Annotated in this window: 23 protein-coding genes; 14 read left to right on the top strand and 9 right to left on the bottom strand. The window is 43.5% G+C overall.

The features are described 5' to 3' along the window. Positions 1-38: 38 nt before the first annotated feature. The gene (gene acuI, locus A587_RS0112305) at positions 39-1025 is read left to right on the top strand and encodes an acrylyl-CoA reductase (NADPH) (RefSeq protein WP_017217851.1); all 987 of its coding nucleotides are present in this window, start codon (positions 39-41) and stop codon (positions 1023-1025) included. 91 nt (positions 1026-1116) lie between these two features. Then, a complete protein-coding gene (locus A587_RS0112300; RefSeq protein ID WP_017217850.1) occupies positions 1117-1365 on the top strand; it encodes a DUF3297 family protein in 249 nt (82 codons plus the stop codon). A 55-nt stretch (positions 1366-1420) separates the two neighbouring features. On the opposite strand, the gene A587_RS0112295 is transcribed toward A587_RS0112300, so the two are convergent. Next, positions 1421-2062, bottom strand: a complete 642-nt coding sequence (locus A587_RS0112295; RefSeq protein ID WP_017217849.1) for a response regulator — start codon at positions 2060-2062, stop codon at positions 1421-1423. A gap of 11 nt (positions 2063-2073) precedes the next feature. Continuing rightward, positions 2074-3207, bottom strand: a complete 1134-nt coding sequence (locus tag A587_RS0112290) for a sensor histidine kinase (RefSeq protein ID WP_017217848.1) — start codon at positions 3205-3207, stop codon at positions 2074-2076. Between the two features lie 229 nt (positions 3208-3436). On the opposite strand from A587_RS0112290, the gene A587_RS0112285 reads away from it, so the two are divergent. Together A587_RS0112285 and A587_RS0112280 are read left to right on the top strand one after the other, a co-directional pair. After that, positions 3437-4183 (top strand): hypothetical protein, encoded by a 747-nt coding sequence (locus A587_RS0112285; protein ID WP_017217847.1) that lies wholly within the window; start codon positions 3437-3439, stop codon positions 4181-4183. Further along, positions 4183-5169, top strand: a complete 987-nt coding sequence (locus A587_RS0112280; RefSeq protein WP_017217846.1) for a tetratricopeptide repeat protein — start codon at positions 4183-4185, stop codon at positions 5167-5169. Before A587_RS0112285 ends, A587_RS0112280 begins: the two co-directional genes overlap by 1 nt. Before the next feature lie 61 nt (positions 5170-5230). Here A587_RS0112280 and A587_RS25185 read toward each other — a convergent pair whose 3' ends face one another. From A587_RS25185 to A587_RS0112255, 5 genes are all read right to left on the bottom strand, one after another. After that, positions 5231-5401, bottom strand: coding sequence for a hypothetical protein (locus A587_RS25185; RefSeq protein WP_010370673.1), 171 nt, complete (start codon positions 5399-5401; stop codon positions 5231-5233). Between the two features lie 397 nt (positions 5402-5798). Beyond that, positions 5799-6428, bottom strand: coding sequence for an SDR family oxidoreductase (locus A587_RS0112270; RefSeq protein WP_017217845.1), 630 nt, complete (start codon positions 6426-6428; stop codon positions 5799-5801). Between the two features lie 169 nt (positions 6429-6597). Continuing rightward, on the bottom strand, positions 6598-7986 hold the full coding sequence (gene dbpA / locus A587_RS0112265) for an ATP-dependent RNA helicase DbpA (RefSeq protein ID WP_026000983.1): 1389 nt from the start codon (positions 7984-7986) through the stop codon (positions 6598-6600). A 99-nt stretch (positions 7987-8085) separates the two neighbouring features. Further along, on the bottom strand, positions 8086-8895 hold the full coding sequence (locus tag A587_RS0112260; RefSeq protein ID WP_017217843.1) for a fascin domain-containing protein: 810 nt from the start codon (positions 8893-8895) through the stop codon (positions 8086-8088). Between the two features lie 95 nt (positions 8896-8990). Then, on the bottom strand, positions 8991-10412 hold the full coding sequence (locus A587_RS0112255) for a DEAD/DEAH box helicase (RefSeq protein WP_017217842.1): 1422 nt from the start codon (positions 10410-10412) through the stop codon (positions 8991-8993). Between the two features lie 266 nt (positions 10413-10678). On the opposite strand from A587_RS0112255, the gene A587_RS0112250 reads away from it, so the two are divergent. Together A587_RS0112250 and A587_RS0112245 are read left to right on the top strand one after the other, a co-directional pair. Beyond that, positions 10679-11689, top strand: a complete 1011-nt coding sequence (locus A587_RS0112250; RefSeq protein ID WP_017217841.1) for a catalase family peroxidase — start codon at positions 10679-10681, stop codon at positions 11687-11689. Next, positions 11682-12209 (top strand): cytochrome b, encoded by a 528-nt coding sequence (locus A587_RS0112245; protein ID WP_017217840.1) that lies wholly within the window; start codon positions 11682-11684, stop codon positions 12207-12209. Before A587_RS0112250 ends, A587_RS0112245 begins: the two co-directional genes overlap by 8 nt. 45 nt (positions 12210-12254) lie before the next feature. Here A587_RS0112245 and A587_RS25365 read toward each other — a convergent pair whose 3' ends face one another. Beyond that, positions 12255-12386: a hypothetical protein gene (locus A587_RS25365; protein WP_017217839.1), complete on the bottom strand. Its 132-nt coding sequence runs from the start codon at positions 12384-12386 to the stop codon at positions 12255-12257. 324 nt (positions 12387-12710) lie between these two features. On the opposite strand from A587_RS25365, the gene A587_RS0112235 reads away from it, so the two are divergent. The 8 genes from A587_RS0112235 to A587_RS0112200 all read left to right on the top strand — a co-directional run bounded on the left by A587_RS0112235 (position 12711) and on the right by A587_RS0112200 (position 20038). Then, the gene (locus A587_RS0112235) at positions 12711-13730 is read left to right on the top strand and encodes a hypothetical protein (protein WP_017217838.1); all 1020 of its coding nucleotides are present in this window, start codon (positions 12711-12713) and stop codon (positions 13728-13730) included. 67 nt (positions 13731-13797) lie between these two features. Beyond that, entirely contained in the window at positions 13798-14262 is a 465-nt protein-coding gene (locus tag A587_RS0112230) for a hypothetical protein (RefSeq protein ID WP_017217837.1), read from the top strand. A 168-nt stretch (positions 14263-14430) separates the two neighbouring features. Further along, positions 14431-14589 carry a hypothetical protein gene (locus A587_RS0112225; protein ID WP_232288062.1) on the top strand — a complete coding sequence of 53 codons (159 nt, stop codon included), beginning with the start codon at positions 14431-14433 and terminating at the stop codon, positions 14587-14589. A gap of 309 nt (positions 14590-14898) precedes the next feature. Beyond that, complete coding sequence (locus A587_RS0112220) at positions 14899-15276, top strand: MerC domain-containing protein (RefSeq protein WP_017217835.1); 378 nt, start codon at positions 14899-14901, stop codon at positions 15274-15276. Positions 15277-15299: 23 nt separating this feature from the next. Then, on the top strand, positions 15300-15938 hold the full coding sequence (locus A587_RS0112215) for a DUF1826 domain-containing protein (protein WP_017217834.1): 639 nt from the start codon (positions 15300-15302) through the stop codon (positions 15936-15938). A 12-nt stretch (positions 15939-15950) separates the two neighbouring features. After that, the gene (locus tag A587_RS0112210) at positions 15951-16886 is read left to right on the top strand and encodes an endonuclease/exonuclease/phosphatase family protein (RefSeq protein ID WP_017217833.1); all 936 of its coding nucleotides are present in this window, start codon (positions 15951-15953) and stop codon (positions 16884-16886) included. Positions 16887-17090: 204 nt separating this feature from the next. Next, the gene (locus A587_RS0112205) at positions 17091-19064 is read left to right on the top strand and encodes a DUF2207 domain-containing protein (RefSeq protein WP_017217832.1); all 1974 of its coding nucleotides are present in this window, start codon (positions 17091-17093) and stop codon (positions 19062-19064) included. 71 nt (positions 19065-19135) lie between these two features. Next, positions 19136-20038 (top strand): DUF808 domain-containing protein, encoded by a 903-nt coding sequence (locus A587_RS0112200; protein WP_017217831.1) that lies wholly within the window; start codon positions 19136-19138, stop codon positions 20036-20038. A gap of 50 nt (positions 20039-20088) precedes the next feature. Here the strand turns inward: A587_RS0112200 and A587_RS0112195 are convergent, their stop codons facing one another. Next, the gene (locus tag A587_RS0112195) at positions 20089-21864 is read right to left on the bottom strand and encodes a sulfatase-like hydrolase/transferase (protein WP_017217830.1); all 1776 of its coding nucleotides are present in this window, start codon (positions 21862-21864) and stop codon (positions 20089-20091) included. Between the last annotated feature and the right edge of the window lies 1 nt (position 21865).

The following is a 21865-nucleotide window of genomic DNA, read 5'->3' as shown; positions in this document are numbered from 1 at the left end:
AATTTAATAGACGGTCGGTCTAATTAATGGGGGGAGATATGTTTAAAGCAATAATAATCGATAAGAAAGATGGCAATTATACTGCGACACTCGATGAGGTTAGCGAACAGGAGTTAATGCCGGGAGATGTTGATATTGAGGTATTATACTCGACACTCAATTACAAAGACGCGCTAGCGATCACAGGAAAGTCACCTGTGGTGAGAAGCTTTCCCATGATCCCTGGTATTGATTTTGTCGGTAAAGTATCGGCTTCGAATCACTCTGACTATGAGCGAGGGCAATTGGTAATACTCAATGGTTGGGGAGTTGGAGAAAAACACTGGGGCGGTCTGGCACAAAAAGCACGAGTTAACGGCGAATGGCTCGTCCCTGTGCCAGCCAACTTCGAGCCAAAAGACGCAATGGCTATCGGCACCGCAGGCTATACCGCGATGTTGTGTATTATGGCACTTGAACGGCATGGCGTAACGCCCGAGCAAGGTGAAATATTGGTGACCGGTGCAGCGGGTGGTGTGGGTAGCGTGGCGATTGCTATTCTGTCAAAGCTTGGATTTAGCGTTACAGCGCTAAGTGGCAGAGTTGAGCAAGAATCTCAATTTCTCAAGCAGCTTGGCGCACAAAATGTGATTCATCGCAGCGAGTTAAAAGGAGTGGGTAAGCCGCTTGCAAAAGAGCGTTGGGCTGGAGTCGTTGACGTGGTTGGTTCACATGTTTTAGCAAATGCATGTGCTGGCACTAAATATGGTGGTGTCGTTACTGCGTGTGGCTTAGCAGGTGGTATGGATTTCCCTGCCACTGTAGCACCTTTTATTTTACGAGGGGTGACGTTGGCCGGAATTGATAGTGTGATGAGCCCCAAAGCGTTAAGGCTTGAAGCATGGCGACGGTTAGCGAGTGATCTTGATTTAAATAAACTTGGCGTCATCGCTCATGAAATCCCCTTAGCCGAAGCTATATCTACAGCTGCGGATTTGCTTAATGGCAAGGTGAGAGGTCGTATAATTGTGGACATTAACGCCTAGCATAGATTTCTCAAAATTTAGGCATGTGACTATTGAGCAGATTGGTGTGATTACCTACAATACAGCATGCTTAAATAATTGAAGACAAACGATGACAGATTCAACTGAAAAACCAGCACTACCAGATAGACTTTCAATCAACCCTCGCAGCCCACATTATGCTAAAGAAATACTAGAGCACCACATTGGCATTCGTTTTAATGGAAAAGAACGTACCGATGTTGAAGAGTATTGCATTAGTGAAGGCTGGATCAAAGTCGCTGCGCCAAAAGCGCTAGATCGCCGAGGTCAGCCTTTGCTAATTAAATCAAAAGGAACGGTTGAAGCTTACTATTGCTAAGCGCCGTGATGATGCACCAATCTGCTCAGGAGTAAATTGGTGCACTTTGTTTAAGCTACTGTAATATTCCCATCTCGATTGCTAATAGCACCGCACGGGTTCTATCCCTCACACCCAGTTTAGAAAGTAAATTGGAGACATGATTTTTGATTGTGCCTTCTGACTTGTGTAAGGCTTCGGCTATTTCCTTGTTGGAATAACCATTTGCAACCAGTCTCAATACCTCTATTTCTCGTGCGCTAAGCGTCTCTGTGGCTTTGAACTCAGAAAAATCATTGTCGAGTTTTGGTGCATACTTTAATAGGGTTTCTGTAATCGCCGGTTGAAAGTAGGTTTCACCATTGATGATGGTTTTCATTGCATTCACCAACGAATCTAGAGCGATATCTTTGAGTACAAAGCCTTTGGCTCCATTACTTAAGCTGTCCAGAACGAGTTTGGGGTCATCAAAGGTTGTTAGCACTAATACTGGGATCGTTATACCTCGACTATTTAGCTGTTTCAAGGTAGCGATACCGTTCATAACTGGCATGGATAGATCCAGTAGAATAATATCAGGTGCAACCTCTGATAGCCCATCAAGCAACGTCTGGCCATTGTCGTACTGGGCAATCACTTCAACTTCTTCGTTAAATTGTAATAAAGTGACAATGCCTTCTCTTACGAGTTTCTGGTCGTCAACCACGACTACTTTCATCAATATCGTCCTTACTGTGGAGTTAACGAGAGTTCAATTTTATAGTGTAGGGCACGATTGTGCTCATAGAGATGCAAGTGGCCACCACACTCAAATACGCGTTCAGACATCCCCGTTAAACCATTCCCTTTTTGCCATTGTTCACTGATATAGCCATCATCATGCATATCGACGAAAAGCTTTTCTTCATCTTGCGTCATGACAATCCAAAATTGCTTCGCATGACTATGCCTTAGGCTGTTGGTTATTGCTTCTTGAACACAGCGCAGCAGCACTTGTGCTATATGGCTATCGTCAACAGCAATATGTTGTGGAATGGTTGCATGCACTTTTAGCTCAGGAGTATGTTGGAGTAGTAAGGTAAGCGATTGATGAAAATCAATATCTCTGTGCTGTCTGAGCATATCCACGGCATCTCGCACATCATTCAGAAGTAACTTAGCTACGCTTTGACATTCTTGGATTTGCTGTTGGGCTGGTGTCTCGGCAGTCATTCTTTGCGCTATTTGCAATTTAATACTGAGTGCCGTGAGGTGATGGCCTAGCAGGTCGTGTAAGTCCCGCGCGATACGGGTGCGCTCAGAATGCTTCGATAGCTCAGAAAGTAAGTGTTGCGTGGATTGCAACTGAGCATGTTGATTTTGGATCTCGACCCTGGCTTGCTGTTCTCGTTGATGGGTGGTGGCTAATAGCAAGGCGAATAGGTGAAACAGGCCATACAGTAATCCCTCAATCCAAAGCAGGTGTTGTTGTTTTACACTCTGCATTGTAAACCAGGCCAATACGATGATGAGGGTGGAGCAAGCAGATACGCGAATGGGGAGCAGATAAGCAACAACGGCAACCCAGATAATGGTAAGAATGGATAGGTATCCAAATTGCAGGATCCAGCCACAGGCAAAAGCTGAAAATAGCATAAGGACTAGCGCAAGCCATCGTAATTTGTGTTCACATTGCTCACAGGTGCCAATGAGATAGCCAAGCGCATAAAAACAGAAGAAGCTGCTAAAGAGAGATATTTCTGGCGCTTCAGGCTGTTGATTCGTTATGTAAACTGAAATAGCGAAAAGGGCAACCCAAGTCATCAGCGCCAGTAGGTCTCTCATATCTCGATTTGCGATTAATTTTCCGAATATCAACGCCAATGTCCTCCTGGCCTATTGCAAGCAAATTTAATGCAGTAGTAAGGGGTAACAGCTGCTAGAGAACAAGTAGTTATCCCGCGTTCAGGTTATTTATCTCATTGAGTATGACAAAGTAATGAAGCTGTGCCCATAGGCCAAAAGTCATGGTTTTACATCATGACGTTTGGGACAGGTACTCCTGATGTGGTAGCGCTAGGCTAAAGGTCGAAATCATAAAAGAGAGATTGTTATGCTTCTTGTTCATCAGTTTGCTTTGTATTTGCACATAATTATTGGTGCTATTGCGCTAATTGTATTTTGGGTTCCAGTTGTGACCGTAAAAGGCAGCCCACAGCATAGACTATGGGGAAAAATATTTACTTGGTGTATGTGGTTGGTTTCCGTCAGTGGCATTGTCATGTGTCTAATTGTGATCTACGACCCATTGGCAATCCGTTATCCCTCTCAACACATTGATCAGGCGCTAGGGCAACAGCTGGAATTAAAGCAACGTCAATTAAGTGAATTTTTACTGATGCTTTCAGTATTAGTGTTGGCAAATATTCGTCATTCGAGCTTGGTTTTAGCGGCTAAACAGCACCGTGAGCGATTAAAATGCGGGTCTCATTTATTGCTAATTGGGCTCTTAGCGGCAACAGGTGGGCGAGTGTTGTACACTGCGCTTACATTTGGCAGTACGCTCTATCTAATATTTTCACTTATTGTGCTCTCTACTGTCGCTACTATGTTGTTCTACATATTTAAGCCAACACTCAAACCACGAGAGTGGGTGCTGGAGCATATGAGTACCATTTTAGGCGCTGGAATTGCGGTATATACGGCATTTTTTGCGGTGGGTGGACGTCATTGGTTAGCGCAGCTATTGCCTGGGGCTTGGCAGCTAGTGCCATGGTTGTTACCCGCTGTGGTTGGCACCTTGGGCATCCTGTTTTACAAAAAACAGCTTAATCACCGCCAAGCAAGGGGGCGCAAATAATGTCTCGGATGAATAAAGTACTTTGCTTAATGATGATACTAGTGGTAGCGCCAAAAGTGTTTGCGATGCCGAACATTACCGATGCATTGGAGCATGCCAAAATACTATTTGAGCAACAGGCGATAGTGGATGCTGAGCAAGCTTTTCTGGCACTGCAAGAAACGCATCCAAATGAGTCGTTCTATTATCTTGGCAGAGTTAAGTTGGCGTCGAATCAATTTGATGAAGCTGAAGAGTACCTTGAAAAAGCACTGCGTCTCGAGCCCAACAGTGCGGATGAGTATTATTGGTACGCCAAGATCAATGCAAAGCAGATAAAGCATGCTTCTATATTTTCAAAACTGAGTTATGCCAACAACACTGAAGATGCGTTTTTAGCGGCAATAGACAAAGACGCAACGCATATCAAAGCGCAGCAAGGGTTGTTCTATTTCTACCTTTCAGCACCAAGCATTGCTGGTGGCTCTGAGGCCAAAGCGGTGCGACAGGTAAGGGCGATAGAAGCCTTATCTTCCCATGCCGCAATAAAACTATGGATCGACTTTTATTTGCAGACTGGCAATGATGAAGCGTTGATAACCTATACTAACACCTTGCTTGAACGCAAAACTATTGATGAAGCAGTGTTGTTTAAAGCTGGAATTGCGCTGCAGAATATCAAACATTACGATGGTGCATTTGCGTTTTTTAGAACTTTAATAGTAATAAAGGAAACAAAGCATTATGCTGCGGGGCTTTACCAAATTGGTCGAACGGCGGTGTTTTCAGAGGTTAATGTAGACGAGGGGATCGCAGCATTACAAACGTATTTAACACTTGAGATCAGTACCGATGGTCCAGATAAAAACTGGGCACGGTTACGTTTGAGCCAGCTCTATATGCTCCAAGGAAATACCCTAGGTGCTAAAAAGTTAATCGGCGAATTAAAATCAGCTCGAATCAGCGATAAAGATCTAATCAAAGCGATTAGACAGCTGCGAATCTGAGTATTTAGTTCATTTGTTTTATTAGGATGGCAAACGTCGAGCAAGCTCGACGTTTTAGCGATTAATGTGCTGAAGTTAACCAGCTCAGAAATTGACGTGCTTCGCCGCCATTGGCGAATTGTGTGATCTTACGGCCTGTGCCGTCAGCAAAGATCACTTTAGATTTGTTCACCGAAATTGAGCGAATTGGTTGCTCAACACGGATCTCTGTTCCGTTATATGTATATGACATAATAAAACTCACTTTTATAATGCACAGCAAATTAGCTGATGCTTTTGATAGTAGATGAGCTTCATTACAGTTTAGCGAACAGAAGACACTGTCCTCGCAACGACCCGATATGGGTATGACAGTTTATACCAATTTTCTTAATTGGCTTGATTTCGCCTGACTATATTAAGCTCTACTTGTATTTTTTATGCGGACTTACTGGATCAAGGCAAGGAGGCATTACTTGAGGTTTGCTTTATTTTGAGAGGAAGTTAAAGCAAGAGAGAGATAATATAGAATTGCATTTTTTAAAGCAAGCTTTTTATGTCGGCGTAGCGGAAAATATTTTTAACACTTAGCCGACTTAAAGCACCTCAGTTTGCCCCGAGGCGTTAAACCCCGAGACATAGTTACTTTGTTAGTACAGCGTTTGTTCGACTGACTGCTTGCCGTTAAATAGCTCAAATGTTAGGTTCTGAGGATGTTGAGTGGCAAGGTAAGCTAGCGCGTCTGCGACATTCTCTCGACTTATTACGGCATCTTCTCTATTTGCAGGGCGTGCGGTCGAGAATCCCCCAGTTGCAGGCTCATTTTGTAACGCACCCGGTCGGACGATGGTGTAGTTTACAATACTTTTCTGTAGGTGTTGATCGGCCATGTGTTTGGCTACCAAGTACGGTTTAATTTCACTTTCAATGTTATCAGGATCATCGGCGCCAATAGAGCTGACCATAATAAAATGCTTAACGTTTGCTTTCACAGCATAGTTAATGGCTTTAATGGCGGCCCACAAATCAATAAGTAGGGTTTTATCCGCACCAGTATCTCCACCAGAACCTGCACTAAATATTACCTGCTCGACGTTGTTAAAGGCTGAGCTAAAATCGCCTTCAAGGTCTTGCTCAATGATAGTAAGTTGCTCAGACTGAAGATCTACTAGTTTGCTTTTATTGCGCACTAACGCCACGACATCATGGCCTTGTTTCAGCATTTTCTTTGTCGTCATTTTTCCAATTTGACCACTGGCACCAATAATTAAGGTCTTCATAGATAAACTCCTTTAAAGTGTTTGCTTAATTAAGACCTTGGGGTCATGGTGTAGATTTAAACCCCTGTGGTGTGAAATAAGTTATAAATAGGCGAGTAATTGCTGGGATAATCTAAAGTCATGGTGGTCAGGGAAAAGTCGACCACCATAGAGAGAGGGGAGTGACCTGTTACTTTGTTACTTTGCGGGCTCTAAAGTTACGGCCTTTCATTTTCCCTTCTGAGATTGTTTTAAGCGCCACGTTGGCAATACTGCGCTCAACCGCAACGTATGATGACATCGCGGTGACCTTTATTTTGCCGATTTGGTCACCTTTTAACGCTTGATTTGAGGTCAGTGCTCCTAAGATATCACCCGGTCTTAATTTCGCTTTCTTACCGCCGTCGATTTGAATGGTTACCATCGGCGCTCGGTTAATTTTGTTATTTAATACTTGGTCGCTTGGCAGAGTTTTGGGCTCAATTGTCTTGCCTAAATAGTCTTCGAGGGCATTTACTTTATGCGATTCTTTATAACTCATTAAAGAGCATGCCACGCCTTTATTGCCTGCACGTCCGGTTCTGCCAACGCGGTGAACATGCACTTCTGGGTCATGGGCGATATGATAGTTGATCACCATATCTACGTGATCGACGTCGATACCCCGGGCGGCGACATCCGTTGCCAATAAAATGGTTACGCTCTTATTCGCAAAACGAACCAATGTGCGGTCACGGTCTTTTTGTTCTAAGTCACCGTGAAGTGCAGCCGCATCAAAACCTAGGCTATATAGGCTGTCGCATACGTTCTGGCATTCTGCCTTGGTGTTGCAGAAGATAACCGCTGAGTTTGGTTGAAATTGCATTAACAGCTTTTGTACCGCAGGCAATCTCGCGTCGTTATTGTCGACTTCGTAAAAGTACTGTTCAATTGAGCTATCGTCATGTGTTGCTTCAACCGTGACTTTGGCTGCATCTTTCATGATGTGCTGCGCGAGCTGCTCTATTTTTGGTGGGTAAGTTGCACTAAATAACAGATTTTGGCGTGCTGTAGGGCAGTGATCTATGATGCACTGTAGTGACTCTTCAAAACCCATCTCCAACATGCGATCCGCTTCATCCAGTACAAAGGTATTCACTTCATCTAGCGACAAACGACCTTTGCGCAAGTGTTCTTCAATACGCCCTGGTGTACCCACAATGATGTGCGCACCGTGTTCAAGAGAGCCAATTTGCGGACCCATAGGTGCGCCACCGCACAGCGCTAACACTTTGATGTTATGAACAGCACGGGCAAGCTTGCGAATTTCAACCGCCACCTGATCGGCAAGCTCTCTAGTTGGGCATACCACAAGCGCCTGCACACGAAAGCGTTTCACGTTTAAATTATGCAATAGTCCTAAAGAGAAAGCGGCGGTTTTACCTGAGCCTGTTTTACCTTGGCCAATGACATCTTTACCCGCCAAGATAAGCGGTAAGGTTTGTGCTTGAATGTCAGTCATGGTGTGATACCCCAATGACGCGAGGTTATCGAGTAAGGCGCTGGAAAGTGAAGTACTTGAAAAAAGTGGCTGAGTCAAAGTCGCTGTCTCTGTAGTTCTAAAACAGCAATTATAACATGGCTCCAACGGATAGCGCGTGTAAGGCTGTGATAAAATTTTTTATCACAGCCAAGTGCGTTAAAAAATAATCTTAAACATTTCCCATGAACAGGGGTAAGTGGCATTACAGCCTATGACGGTAGGATGCACATTGGCTCCTGCGCCACCATTACCTGCGGCTTGGATATAGTGACCATTGATTGACCTAAGCGCCACTTTATCGCCATTTTGGATCAAAGCGCCGGGGTTATTCGGCAGCTCAATCGTGAAGGTTTCCCAAATAGAAGCCACCGTTCGATTAGCATTTAACTCAGCGCCCCCACCTTGCTCTGCAACAAAGTAATAGCCAGTGGCTGTTTGAATGTGGATGGTGTCGCCATCAAACAGGTTACCGCCGTTGACATCGATAAGATTAAACCGCTCCCAAGGGCCAATCGCAATACGATTGGCGTTTACTGTATTACCGCCATTGTTTTCTGCAACGAAGTAATATTGTCCGCCCGTTTCAAACGACACATTAGTAAAAATCGTCGGGCCACATGGGGCTGTAGTGAAGGTTAAGTCTTCCCCTTGAATGGTGGTGCGAGGTGGCTTTGGATCTCCTCGAAAACGGAAATGATACTCGGTGCCGCACTCTAGGTTCGCTATTTGTGCGCTAACCGGGCCATTCACACCACCCGGTGTTGCGAGTACGCTGAAGCCGTAGTTAGTAGTTGGGCCATAATCAAACGTTTCTCCACTTAAACCAATAGTAGAGGCGGAATAGCCGTTTAATTGAGCGGAGGTTTCTGTGATATTGCTCGCAGCTTGGGTCACATATTGCGTACCAGCGTGCGCTAAAAATGTACTACCAAACAATGTGAACAGTATCAATTTCAAGATATTCATTGTCTAGCTCCTTTGACGAAAAAAGGCTGTTACGATTAACAGCCTTTTTAGCTTAGGAGAAGGTGTTGTAAATGCTATTACACCTGCTTACACCATTAATTGCCAGAAGTGGGCTTCTGACGTGGTGTACGTTTTTCTCCAGCGTGTTGGCTCTTTGGCTTGTTTGCAGACGATGATGGGCGACGTCTACGGTTGCCATTGTTGTTACCAGCAGGTTTTCCGTTGCCACTTGGCTTATTGTTGCGAGGACCTGAATTTTGCTTAGGTTTATTTTTCTGCTGAGCAGAAGGTGCTTGCTCAGCGTCTGCCGCCTTTGGCTTTTTCGGTTTCTTTGGTTTTTTCGGCTTGATTGGGCGCGTATCTAATTTTGACTCAGGTACTGCAAGTTGCGGTTCAAACCCTGGTTCCACTTTACGCGGCACCAACTGTTGAATTAATCGCTCAATGCCAAATAAGTCGCTTGCGGTCTCTTGGGTAACAAACGAGATAGCTTCACCTGTCGCACCAGCGCGGCCAGTTCTGCCGATACGGTGAACATAATCTTCGTAAACATTTGGCAGGTCAAAGTTCACGACATGAGGCAACTCTTGAATATCCAAGCCCCTTGCCACAATATCAGTGGCAACAAGTACACGTACTTCACCATTTTTAAAGCCAGCAAGGGCTTTCATGCGAGCGCTTTGGCTTTTATTACCATGGATTGCTGCGGCATTGATCTTGTCTTTTTCTAGATCCTTAACCAAGCGGTTGGCACCGTGTTTTGTGCGTGTGAATACCAACACTTGTTGCCAATCATGCGTTTGCACTAAATGCTTGAGTAAGCTCGTACGTTTACTTTTGTCTACCGGGTATACCCATTGAGTCACGCTTTTTGCTGTGCTGTTTGCTGGTGCCACAGAAATCTCTACTGGATCATGAATTAGCCCTTTCGCTAATGCTCTAATCTCTTCAGAGAAAGTGGCAGAGAACATCAAGTTTTGTCTGCGGCTTGGCAATACTTTGATGATGCGCTTGATATCGTGAATAAAGCCCATGTCTAGCATACGGTCGGCTTCATCCAATACCAGTACTTCAAGGTCATCAAATTTGACAGCATTCTGCTGGTAAAGGTCGAGTAATCGCCCAGGTGTTGCCACTAAAACATCAATGCCTTTACGCAGCTTCATCATTTGCGGATTGATCTTCACACCGCCGTAAACAACTTCAGAGCTGATAGGCAGGTGTTTACTGTAAAGCGCAACACTTTGCCATACTTGGTCAGCAAGCTCTCTGGTCGGCGTTAGAATTAACGCGCGTACATTGTTCGCACGAGGCTTAGTACCAGCAATCAGCTTTTGCAACAAAGGTAATGTAAAGCCCGCTGTTTTACCTGTTCCCGTTTGCGCCGCAGCCATCACGTCTCTGCCTTCTAAAATAGCAGGAATGGCTTGCTCTTGAATCGGAGTCGGTTTGTCGTAACCTTGTTCGACAACGGCTTGATTTATTTCTGGGGCTAAACCTAGGTGGCTAAAGCTCATGATTTTGTACTCTGTATTGGGCGGCGGGCAAGAGTACAGTATTTACTCCGCTTAAGCAATTTCGCCGTGTTGTTAAATAGCCTCAAGTTAAATAACGATAGGCGGGTAGATAACAAAGCATAGCGTAAACATCAGGATTACAATCAAAATAAATGAAAGGAAACGTTCGTACTGCAGGTCTATTGATGGCATTAGTTATTCACGACCAGTTTGCGCTGTATATAAGTCACTAATTCGGCAAACTGGCTTAACTTAGGAGCTGTTTTGTGAAATACACATCTGTATCCTTGTTAGAAAAGGGGTTTTATTTTGCGAGTCTTGCTGTTGCGTTGTTACTTTCACCATTAACACAAGCGCAAACCGAGCAAATCACCGCCCAGCAATTTGTCGATTTGCAACAAGGGCAAAACCACTTCCCTGGGTTTCGTAGAGCACATGCAAAAGGGATTTGTGTGTCAGGAGAATTTAAATCGAATGGACGGCTATCTCAGTACTCAAACGCAACAGTTTTTAAAGCCGGTACGCATCCATTTATTGGCCGATTGTCCATTGCTGGAAATAATCCGCACGCTGCTGAGTTGACTGCACCGGTAAGGAGTTTCGCGCTGAGCTTCGTAACCGGTGCTGAGCGTTGGAATATTGCGATGAATACGCCTCCAGTGATGGCGGTAACAAATCCGCATGATTTTTATCAGCAAATTGTTGCTCTGAAGCAGGGCAAAGAGGCAGTAAAAGACTTTTTTGCTAAGCATCCAGAGAGTGCGGATTTTTTGGCATGGAAAGCGAGTTACACGCCAAGCCCGAGCTTTGCCCTTGAGACTTATCATAGTATTAATGCGTTTTATTTGGTTGATGAAAAAGCGCAGCGTCAGGCTATTCGCTGGAAAATGCTGCCATTAGATGAAGAAAGTAAAAATCCTTACACTGGCAAAGACGCGCTACAGCAAGAATTTGCAACTCGATTAGAGAAAGGAGCTGTACGCTTCAATTGGCAGTTTATATTTGCCAAGCAAGAAGATGATGAAAATAATCCAGCCAAACTTTGGCCCAGTAACCGCGCAAAGGTAGATGCTGGAGAGATCTTCATAACGCATTGGCAACCGCAACTATCGGGTAACTGCCATGCGCTCAATTTTGATCCCTTGATATTACCTAGCGGTGTTATTGCAACCGAAGATCCAATTCTAAGAGCGCGCTCTGCTGCCTATGCAGAGTCCTATCGCCGTAGGGCTAAGGAGCAATTGATGGGCGCACTTGAGGAGACAGTGAATGACTGATCAAACAACACGATTTAATCTTGCGATGAGAGTGCTTCACTGGTCTATGGCATTACTTATCTTTGCTATGATTTTTGCTGGCCTTACGATGGTACGTGCGCTTGAACCTTGGCAGCTTACTTTACTGGGGTTACATAAATCATTTGGTATACTGGCACTTTTGCTACTTTTATTGCGCTTTCTTATTAGAATAAAGTCACCTACACCCAGCTTGCCATCTAGGATGTCGAAAATACAGGTCAAACTGGCCAAATGCAGCCACTGGCTGCTTTACGTATTGATGTTAATCATACCGACTAGCGGCCTGTTGATGCAGTATTATGCTGCGCGACCAATTGTGGTGCTCGACTTATTCACCATTCCAGCCGCGATGGTGCCTCACATCGAGTACTTTGCCGTGTTTCGCGAAGGGCATGGTTTAGCGGTATTGCTACTGATTGCAGTACTTGCAGTTCATATCGGGGCGGCGCTTTACCATCACTTTATAAGAAAAGATGGCGTGCTAAAAAGCATGTGGTAATCGACAAAGAGTCATTGTAAGTAAAAACAGTTAGATAACCGCGCCCTAACACTCTGGTGTCATATAGGTGTCGAAATAGCCCATGCTGCACGCGACTTGTTTAATGGCGGTATAGCTTTGCTCCATCGCCGCTCTTAGTAAGTTTTTATAATCGCTTCCTTTGATACCACTAACCATACAGGTTGCGCCAAAGTCTAGAAGCGCAAAATAAATAACGAGATGTAAAAACTCTCGAATATCTCGTATGTGCCATTTAAAATTGAGCGCTTTTAATACGTTAGCTAGGTGCGATTTGTTCTTAGCGAGCCAATCAATGGCTTGGATAATTCACAGCTAGCCTGTTGCAGGCGATTTGCATGTTGAAATGACAATGTTTGACTGGTAGGTTACTAAAAATAATAAATAAAGTTAGCTTGAATGTTGTTGTTTTTTACTTGTTGATAAGTGAGATATTCAAAAATTCACGCTAATGAGCTATTAGGTACTCAAAGGAATGCAGAGATGCTCTACAAAATAGAAGAACAAGCCGAAGCTTTTGAAAAGTTAGAGCCTGTAGAGTTCAAAGACTTTTCTAGTTTTGGAAAACTTGAGAAAGATCTAGAAAACTTAATTGCAAATAGCATCTTAGATGTGTTGTTTGAAGATGCTAGATTGATGCCTGTGTTTCAGGAAAGACAATGGCAAGCGGAAGCTGATATATATGCACTTAATGAAAATGGTGAATTAGTTATATTTGAATTAAAGCGTGCATCAGTTGGGAAAGATGCCGTCCATCAAGCACTAAGATATGCGCAAGACGCTGGTCAATGGAGCTACCAAAAGTTAGAACAAAAGTTCAAAGAATATAGCAAAAACGAAATGTCGCTAGTTGAAGCTCACAGAGAGGCTTTTAGTCTTGAGCATGAATTAGATCCAAAAGAAATAAATAATAAACAACACCTATTAGTTATCGGTAGTGCAGCCGATGAATCATTAGTATCTTCCATCGATTACTGGAAGAAAAATGGTATATCTATTGATTTCCTACCATATCGAGTTTATGAACTTGCTGGAGAAAAGTACTTTGAATTCTTTGCGCTTCCATATGATAAGCACAAGAATCCAAGTGATGTAAAAGGTGTATTATTTGATACAAATCGTAGTTGGGATGAGAATTCCATTTGGTCGATGATGGATAATAGCCGTCTTGAGGCATATGGTGATGCGAAGAGGTTTGTTCACCATGTTCATGTAGGAGATATTGTTTTCTTCTCGCACAAATGGTGTGGCTTAATAGCTGCAGCAAAAGTAAAAGGAGAGGTTAAAGCTCCAGACAGTGAAACTTTGTATCGAGATGTAGAGTTTTTGACTCCTATTCCGAACCGGAAAGATAACAAACTGTTGGCTATGCCTTTTTCAGAAGTTAGCTCAAAAACAGGTAAAAGTTTCTTTTGGGCTAGAACTATAAAGGTCCCTTATCTAACAAAAAATGAAGCACTTGAGTTAGTCGAGGAGCTTAACAATTACTTACATCGCACATAATAAGTCAAGGCTGCCGGACTGCTTCGCTGCCGCAGCTTAACGCGTTAGGCATACAAAAGAGAGTGATATGCAAAAACTAAGCTTTGCATTAATGTTGATTGCTGTATCGTTTTCAAGTGTAGCTGGGAACGAATTTACACCTGAACAATTAATTGAAAAGGGTAAGGCGTTTGTCCAAGCTAAAAATGCGCGCCAGCAACCGAGTAGTAAGATTGAGGATATTGAAAATTATTTATCTTTGTTGTCAGACAGCTTTATTGACGAACACGTTAAATACAATTTCACTTATACCGATAAATCAAAACTCCGGCAAGATATGATCGGAAAGCTTAAAGATGAAGTCATTAACAGTAGTATTACTATCAAAGAGGTTATGACTGGCTCAAATGTCATTTTTATCAAAATGACGGAGTCTGGTAAGGTAAAGCCAGCGCATCTAGACAAAATCATTGAATACAATAAAACCAACATTGTCTCATTGGAATTCGATAAATCCGGTTTAATTAAGCGTATACGAAGGCATCATGGTTAAAAGAGTGCCTTTGAGCAAGGCATTGGTTAGGAAGTTATGCGTAAGCTTCTATATGTTGATTTTTTGTTTCTCTGCTGCCAGTATAGTCATTAGCTAGTTTCCATTTTGGAAACTTTAAACAATGATTATCAAGGAAATAAAATGAAACTGAGCCTTAAGAAAAGGAACATGAAAGTACTCAATAAAGATAATAGCCAAATAGCTAAAAATGTTACTTTGCAAATTGCTGGTGGTTATAATCGAGGTTATACAGACTTTTATTTTTGTGGGACAACGCATTGTCCGTCTGCATATCCAGAGTGTGAAACGATGGGGTGTAACGCATAACCTTTCCCCATAGTCAGCGATTGCTCATCAATTCATAGGTTTGTTCGGAATCTCAAACCTGTGAATTGTAATTCAGTGCATTCTTTTTTATAAATACCTTCCAAAGTGCTTTTGCGTTTATTTGCTACAACACCGTAAAAATCACAACAAGCAGAGATTGACTCTCTAGATGCTTTAAATACACGCTACTTTTGTATTCATGGCTTTGTATCGAACACTCTTGTTGTTGTACGACTTTAACGTTTTACTCTTTTTTGATTGGTATGTTATATTGTATCAACTTGGTGCATCCATGGCGAAGGAGAAAGCGTGAACGCAAAAGTACAGTCGTTTGGAGACAAGGCAGCAATTGGGTTATCTATGCTGTGCTTAGTCCATTGTTTAATATTACCTTTTTTATTATTTGTACTTCCTCCCTTTGCGGGTTTACTAGCGCTCTCTGATGAAGCTTTTCACGAATGGTTACTCATAGCCGTGCTACCCATTAGCGTATTGGCCCTTGGATTTGGCTATTTGCGGCATAAGTCAGGTCTTGTCGTGGGCTTGGGGTTAGTGGGCTGCACATTCTTGGTGCTAGCAACTATTTTAGGTGAACAACGCGGAGAAACCTTGTTCACAGTGCTTGGCTCTATGCTCATCTCCTGCGCTCATCTTCGAAACTATGCGCTGCGTCGCAATTTTCACTAAATAAAACCTTATTTGGAGTTACTATGAATAGCCTTATGGCCATAGAGCCGTTGCTTGAGGTGGACTCAGTGCATCATCAGCAGTCAGAACACGCTACCGTGTTAACCAAGATTTATGAGCCCGACACCAATATTGTGATTTGGCAACATGCATTATCACCTGCTTTGAAAGCAGAGTTTGGTCGCTACTTAGAAACAGCAAAAGAGCTAGAATTAGCGCTACAAATTGCGACTAGCAATATCACTTGCGAAGTTAGTGAGCCGTTAAAGCGGCTGAATTTTAGCGATGCGATGGTGGCGCATATTATTGAAATAGTAGATATGTTTAGCTGCTTATTTGAACTTCGCGTCGTTGGTTTTCGGTTAAAAATGCTCAAGACTGCAATGTGCCCGAAATTTCATGTTGATAAAGTACCTGTACGACTGGTGACAACACTAGTAGGCGCGGGCAGTGAGTGGCTTAGAAACCAGCATGTATCAAGGGATGACAACAAACTGACTGTGGCCTCGGAAGCAGACGCAATACAGCTTGCCTGTGGGGATGTGGCATTATTAAAAGGTGAGCGTTGGGACGGTAATGAAGGCCGTGGCTTAGTGCATCGCTCACCTGCGGTAGTAATAGGGGAAAAACGATTGCTACTGACGTTAGATTTTATCGCCTAGATTGGATTCATTATGACAACAAAATTAACTGCATTTGCATTTAGCGCTATTTTTAGTCTCTCGCTTTTGGGGTGCCAATCGGAGCCTTCAAATATCGGTAACTCCGTGGTAAGCGGCCAAGCAACGGCCGCATCGCTTAAAATCGCGACTTGGAACATGGAGCATTTAGCATATCCATCGAGCGCAGGATGTAGACCTCGTGACGAGCAGGAGATAAGCGCACTGCGTGATTATGCAAAAGGGCTTAATGCAGACGTTATTGCGCTGCAGGAAGTTGCATCGGTTAAGGCATTAGAGCAGGTCTTTCCAAGTAGTGAATGGCAATTACTGATTTCAAGTCGAGCTAATAGCACGACGTACGACTGTAGAGGAAGTGGCAATCTGTCTACACAGCAGAAAACCGCGTTTGCGATTAGAAATAACCTAGTCCCAAGCAAAGTGGATAACGTGAGCGAACTTAGCGTGGATGTTGAAGGATTAAGACATGGTCTAGTTGTGACCTTAGATACTCAGTTTGGTGAGCTTTCAGTGCTTAATGTTCACCTTAAAAGTGGCTGTTTTGTTGATAACTACTCGACTTCGGATAAAAAGGCCTGTCGATTGCTGGCAGATCAGTTACCAGTACTTAAATCTTGGTTGGAGAAACACGCAAATAGCAACACCATTGTGTTGGGCGACTTTAATCATCGTTTAAGCCATGGCGACAATCAATTTTGGCAGCAATTAACCAAGCATCAAAATAATGCTTCTGTACCTTTGGTAAACGCAACTAAAACACTGACAGGTTGTCACCCACGTTACCCTGTGCCGATTGACCATATATTGCTGAGCAACAAACTTGCAAACACGGTGAAATTCGACCCCAGCGTACACTTTTTTGCGGATATGTCTGAAGAGAAAATGCTCAGCGATCATTGCGCTATTTCGGTGTCAATTAGCATGCGTTAAGACGGTTGTTCGTTACAGCAAAGGGAGCGTATATAACCAAAAATTCAACCGGTGATGTGCAAATATTATCAAGGTCTAATCGGCAAAGGCGGCGTCTTCAACGGTAACTTTAGTGTTGAAATTAGACCTTGTTTGCTTTAGTCTGCTGCGCAAATTGAGCTGAGTTACATAGACTTAGCGCTTTGCATTCAAAGGATTTGAACGATGACTAAACGCTGTTGGTTTACCATGCTTTATGGTGTATTGCTGGCAATCATTTTATTGGTTGTGAGCGTTCCTTCTCAGGCTTATTTGAGATTTAAAGATGCGTCGGTAGCAGATCCTCACTTCTCTCAGCTACAAGTTAAGCTCGATATTAATAAAACTGGTGCACTTCAAGTTACTCAGCAAGGCATATTGCAAGGGGGAAACTTCGATTGGCAGGGGCTCGCGCAAACAATTGAGCTGGATGTGAGGTATCCAGATGGTACACACTATCTGAGCGATATCAGCATTGACTCAGTAAAAATCGACGAGCAAGAAGTGCGTTATGCACTGAAGTATAACTACGATAGAAGTGCAGTCACGCTTGTAATAAGCAAAGAGCAGCTTCCAAAGCAAGGACAAGCTCAGCAATTTGAAGTGCGATATCAATCAAAAAACCGTATGCGATTTTATCCGGCATTGGATGAATTGACTTATGCACTCTTTCCGAATGTTAATCTTAAAATAAAAAAGCTTACCGTCTCCATTCTCTATCCTCAAACTGCGACGCTGAAGGAGCACCAATTGTTTGTCGATCACCTAAAAAATGATGCGTTTTTGATACGCGATGGGGTGGTTGATGGACGCAATCAGCTCCTATTCGAGAGCCAATCTGAGATAGTAGATAAAGCGCAGGGAGAAATCGCCCTCGCGTTTGAAAAAGGTGTGTTTAAGGATAATTTTCTTTACCGCAAAATTTGGTATCCGTTTAGAGTGTTATTTATTGCTTTGCCGTTTTTAATGTTATTTGCATTGGCTGTGTGGCAAACGCGTAAGCGCCTCCACGCATTGCCAAAACTTGCCGATGCGCATCCTTGTTCAACTCAACCACCAGACTTACCGATTTGCTTGGTGAGAGAGTTGGTTGCTGCAAATATCGAACGCATGCTAACAGCAAAAGACGCATTAGCTGAGGTGCTAAAGCTTGCAGTGGCGAAACAGTTAACGATTAGCGAACGGGGTAAAAACAATGATGAATTTAGTAATGTTGAGCCAAAAAAGCTGGATCAAATTCAGATAAATCCTGAAGCGCCGAGCCAGCCAGAGGCGGTTGGGTTAAGCGGTAAACTGCAACGTTACTTTTATCAACAGCAAGACGTTCAAAGCTCGAGTGGAAAACGCAAGCGAAAACGAGTAATAAAAAACCGCTTTGTTATTAACAAAGGAAACGAGGGGAGAACGTCTTTCACAGAAATAATATGTCATTATGTGAATAATGCCGAAGTGGGGAAAGCTCAGCATAATGTAAACTTTCTTGCTTTTATTGTGCCTATTTTACTTTGGTTAAGTGCTTCTTTTGTTGTGATTGGAGTTGGTGCTGGCAATGGGTGGCAAGTGTTTGCGGGTAGTTTAATTGTAGTTTTATTGTGCACTTCAATATTATTAATTGCGGTGCTTATTGTAGAGATGTTTATAGAACATCGCAGCGAAGATAAAAAGAGCCGAGAAATGTGGCTTGTACGCGCGTTAATTTATATTCCTACCTATTTATTCTTATTATGGATGTGTGTTGATGGAGATGATGAGCTGGTGAATGGTACCAGTGTGGTTTTTCACTTCTTTTATCTGGGTTTTATTGCGGCTTTCTTTTCATTTATCGGGCCCTCCAAGCAATTTAAAGCTTGGGTATTGCAGTCTCAGCAATTTTATCAATACATTAAACTTAAGAGTCAGCAATGCTTCGCTGAAGGGGTCGAAAAAGCGGAGTACGAAGCATTGTTACCTTATGCGTATGCATTTGGTTTGTTGAATGAGTGGATTAAAGGGTATGAGGCCTACCTAACAGCTGAGCTGGACGACACTATGCCTTTGCTCCCTTGGATCCGGTATAAAAAAATTACCGAGCCGAGAGAATTAAAGCAACATTTAAGTTGTCTTGAAGCGGTCATGCCTGCAATATCATGTTTGGCCTATGATAAAAATATTGTGTATTAGGGTCTGTTGCTAACGTAAGCAGTAATTTGACAACCGCACCTGATGAATAACTTAAACGAAAGGAGTGTGCTATGCCATCCGCAAACTTACTTGCCTTGCTCGATGATGTCGCTGCGCTAACAAAATTAGCCGCAACGAAAACCGCTCCGGTGTTAGGAGACGATCTTGCCGTCAACGCAGAGCAACTATCGGGCGGGATCAAACCAGATCGGGAGCTTGCAGTGGTATGGAAGGTGTTTAAAGGCTCCTTGCTGAACAAGTTTATTTTGGTGCCCGTTGCTTTGGCTTGCAGTTACTTTGCGCCGTTTATGATCCCCATTATGCTAATTTTAGGGGCGCTGTATTTGCTGTTCGAGGGCGGCGAAAAAATTCTCCACGCTATTTTTCACCGTCAGGAGCAACAGCAAGAAACCGATGAGTTTGTCAAAGCGCTTGAGGATGAGCGTGTTGACTTGGTCGAGTTTGAAAAAGACAAAATCAAGGGCGCTATTGTTACCGACTTTGTTCTGTCGGCGGAAATTATCATTATTGCGCTGGGTGCGATTGCTGATCAGCCTTTTGAAAAGCAAGCAATAGTCCTTTCGTTAATTGGGCTTGCACTGACAGTCGGGGTCTACGGGATTGTGGCCTTGATTGTTAAGCTTGATGATATTGGTTTAGCCATGATTAAGGACGCAAGTAAGACTACACTTGCGGCGATAAAACGTGGGGTGGGTAAGGGGCTGCTTTATTTTGCCAACGGTCTGATGAAGTTTTTGTCGGTCGCCGGTGTGCTGGCAATGCTTTTAGTTGGCGTTGATATTTTAGCTCACCAGTTCCACTTACTCGAAGAAATTGTTCACGCTATTGAAAAGCTGATCCCTGCAATAAGCTGGCTTTTGAATATTATCGCCAAGCTTGGCTTGGGGGCGGTGATTGGTGTCATTATTGCGGCGGTGCTAAGTCAGTTGTTGGCAGTGTTTAAAAAAGCATAAATAATCGCAAGTAGCCCGTATATTTCAGGGCTACTTGCAGAGCCTTTCGATTACCTTCTAATCGGCACTTGCTGGTTGACTGGCTTTTGCGGTGCTTCATTGAGGTTTTGTGGTAATAAACGTTTGGCTTTACGCTGCTCCCGTAGCGTAAATTGAAGCGCTTTTAAAATCCGCGCCTCCAATGGCGTTTCGCAAAACGGGCTTAACAGGTTGTTCTCTTCCGTCGGATCTTCACTCAAGTTATAACACTCGTATTCACTGGGAATGAACTGAGAGGTTGTTATTCCGTCAGGGTTGCCAACGCCAACGACATTACTCACAGACGATTGCGTGGTAGGCTCATCGTTACCACCAAGATCAACTAAGTTCGGGTCTTGCTCATAGAATCTAGCGTTATCAAAATAACGCACAAACTTCCATTTCGTGTCACCGCTGATATCTGGTAGTTGTGTTACCACAGCTTCAATATGGTTCGGTTGGATAATACTATTGTAAGCTTTACCGGTAAGCATATTCGTCATATCACTGCCAACTTCGATGTTGTCATCGGTCATAAAGTAAATAGCTTCTTCTCGGGGCGACGCTTCACCTAAAATGACGTCGGCGAGGTTTCTACCGACGAGTGGCTGTGCTTCACTGTGATCTTTAGCAAGCTGAGTACGAGTTTGCTCAATATCTATATCCGCAAGGCCAAGTAGGGTAGGTAGCAGGTCTATGTGTGAAGTGGTGATATCAAGCTGCTTAGGTTGATTGAAAAGCACTGGATTAGAAATAATAAACGGCACATTTAATACTTCTTGATACGCGGTGTACCATTTTTGATGTAGGCCGCCGTGAGCACCTAGTAACTCACCATGATCTGAGGTAAAAACGACGATGGTATTTTCATAAAAAGATGACTGCTTTAATGCGTTAACTACCTGTTCTATATGCTTATTTACTTCTGCGATAAGGTAGTAATAAAACTGGCGATAGGTTTCATCTGGTGGCTGCGGTAGATACATATGCGGGTACATAAGCTGATAGTCTTTTTGGCATCTAGGCTTGTCCATTAAGCTTTCATTTTGGCTTGGGGCTGGTGCAACACTTGGAAGGTTACCGGCTTCTTTTTCGGCATAAAAGTTGGAAAACCAATCTTTTTGTCCCATTAATACAATGTCGTGTGGGTTTACGAATGAAGAAACCAGTAAAAATGGCGTTTGGTCGCCGTTTTGTGCCTTTTCTTCAAGTAGTTTAAGGGTTTCACAAACTTGATTGGCAAATCCCGGATCTCGAGATGTACCTGAATTGTTCTCTGCAGCGCCATGAGGTTCAGGACCTATCCATTGACTAAAGCCAAACTTATCTAGGCGCTCTGCGCGCTCATAGAGAGCTTGTTTTGCTGGGTAAGGCTCTCCGGTTTCGGAGTTACTATACAGCGCTTGCTGACTCCCCGGCACGATAATATCCTCATCGGAGAGGTGCCACTTACCACGATAATAGGTTTGATAACCCGCTTCGCGAAACCAAGAGCCCATGGTTGGCACGGTATTGGGAGCCAGCCAGAACATATTTTGATCAAATGACGACTTGCCAATTCCAGGTGTTTGGCTGACGCCGTGTAGGGATGGATATTGTCCCGTGTAAATGGATGTTCTACTCGGTGCGCATGCCGTTGCTGCTGCATTATGGTTCATAAATTCCATGCCACAGCGGCGCATTTCTGCCATGCACGCACTGTGCTTGAGTCGATACTCTTTTGCTTGTGAATTTTCGTAGGGCGGAGGAAAACGCTCTTCATCGGTGGTAATGATTAGAAAATTCGGTTGTTTGCCATTAATCTTCATT

Origin of the sequence: Pseudoalteromonas sp. NJ631 (assembly GCF_000276645.1) — a bacterium.
GTDB classification, from domain to species: domain Bacteria; phylum Pseudomonadota; class Gammaproteobacteria; order Enterobacterales; family Alteromonadaceae; genus Pseudoalteromonas; species Pseudoalteromonas piscicida.
This window is presented reverse-complemented; position numbering and strand designations above follow the sequence as displayed.

Excerpts from the sequence above, each read along its gene's own strand:
- acuI (WP_017217851.1), top strand. The coding sequence starts at position 39 with ATGTTTAAAGCAATAATAATCGATAAGAAAGATGGCAATTATACTGCG.
- A587_RS0112300 (WP_017217850.1), top strand. The coding sequence starts at position 1,117 with ATGACAGATTCAACTGAAAAACCAGCACTACCAGATAGACTTTCAATC.
- A587_RS0112295 (WP_017217849.1), bottom strand. The coding sequence starts at position 2,062 with ATGAAAGTAGTCGTGGTTGACGACCAGAAACTCGTAAGAGAAGGCATT.
- A587_RS0112285 (WP_017217847.1), top strand. The coding sequence starts at position 3,437 with ATGCTTCTTGTTCATCAGTTTGCTTTGTATTTGCACATAATTATTGGT.
- A587_RS0112280 (WP_017217846.1), top strand. The coding sequence starts at position 4,183 with ATGTCTCGGATGAATAAAGTACTTTGCTTAATGATGATACTAGTGGTA.
- A587_RS25185 (WP_010370673.1), bottom strand. The coding sequence starts at position 5,401 with ATGTCATATACATATAACGGAACAGAGATCCGTGTTGAGCAACCAATT.
- A587_RS0112270 (WP_017217845.1), bottom strand. The coding sequence starts at position 6,428 with ATGAAGACCTTAATTATTGGTGCCAGTGGTCAAATTGGAAAAATGACG.
- A587_RS0112260 (WP_017217843.1), bottom strand. The coding sequence starts at position 8,895 with ATGAATATCTTGAAATTGATACTGTTCACATTGTTTGGTAGTACATTT.
- A587_RS0112255 (WP_017217842.1), bottom strand. The coding sequence starts at position 10,412 with ATGAGCTTTAGCCACCTAGGTTTAGCCCCAGAAATAAATCAAGCCGTT.
- A587_RS0112245 (WP_017217840.1), top strand. The coding sequence starts at position 11,682 with ATGACTGATCAAACAACACGATTTAATCTTGCGATGAGAGTGCTTCAC.
- A587_RS25365 (WP_017217839.1), bottom strand. The coding sequence starts at position 12,386 with ATGGTTAGTGGTATCAAAGGAAGCGATTATAAAAACTTACTAAGAGCG.
- A587_RS0112235 (WP_017217838.1), top strand. The coding sequence starts at position 12,711 with ATGCTCTACAAAATAGAAGAACAAGCCGAAGCTTTTGAAAAGTTAGAG.
- A587_RS0112230 (WP_017217837.1), top strand. The coding sequence starts at position 13,798 with ATGCAAAAACTAAGCTTTGCATTAATGTTGATTGCTGTATCGTTTTCA.
- A587_RS0112225 (WP_232288062.1), top strand. The coding sequence starts at position 14,431 with ATGAAAGTACTCAATAAAGATAATAGCCAAATAGCTAAAAATGTTACT.
- A587_RS0112215 (WP_017217834.1), top strand. The coding sequence starts at position 15,300 with ATGAATAGCCTTATGGCCATAGAGCCGTTGCTTGAGGTGGACTCAGTG.
- A587_RS0112210 (WP_017217833.1), top strand. The coding sequence starts at position 15,951 with ATGACAACAAAATTAACTGCATTTGCATTTAGCGCTATTTTTAGTCTC.
- A587_RS0112205 (WP_017217832.1), top strand. The coding sequence starts at position 17,091 with ATGACTAAACGCTGTTGGTTTACCATGCTTTATGGTGTATTGCTGGCA.
- A587_RS0112200 (WP_017217831.1), top strand. The coding sequence starts at position 19,136 with ATGCCATCCGCAAACTTACTTGCCTTGCTCGATGATGTCGCTGCGCTA.
- A587_RS0112195 (WP_017217830.1), bottom strand. The coding sequence starts at position 21,864 with ATGAAGATTAATGGCAAACAACCGAATTTTCTAATCATTACCACCGAT.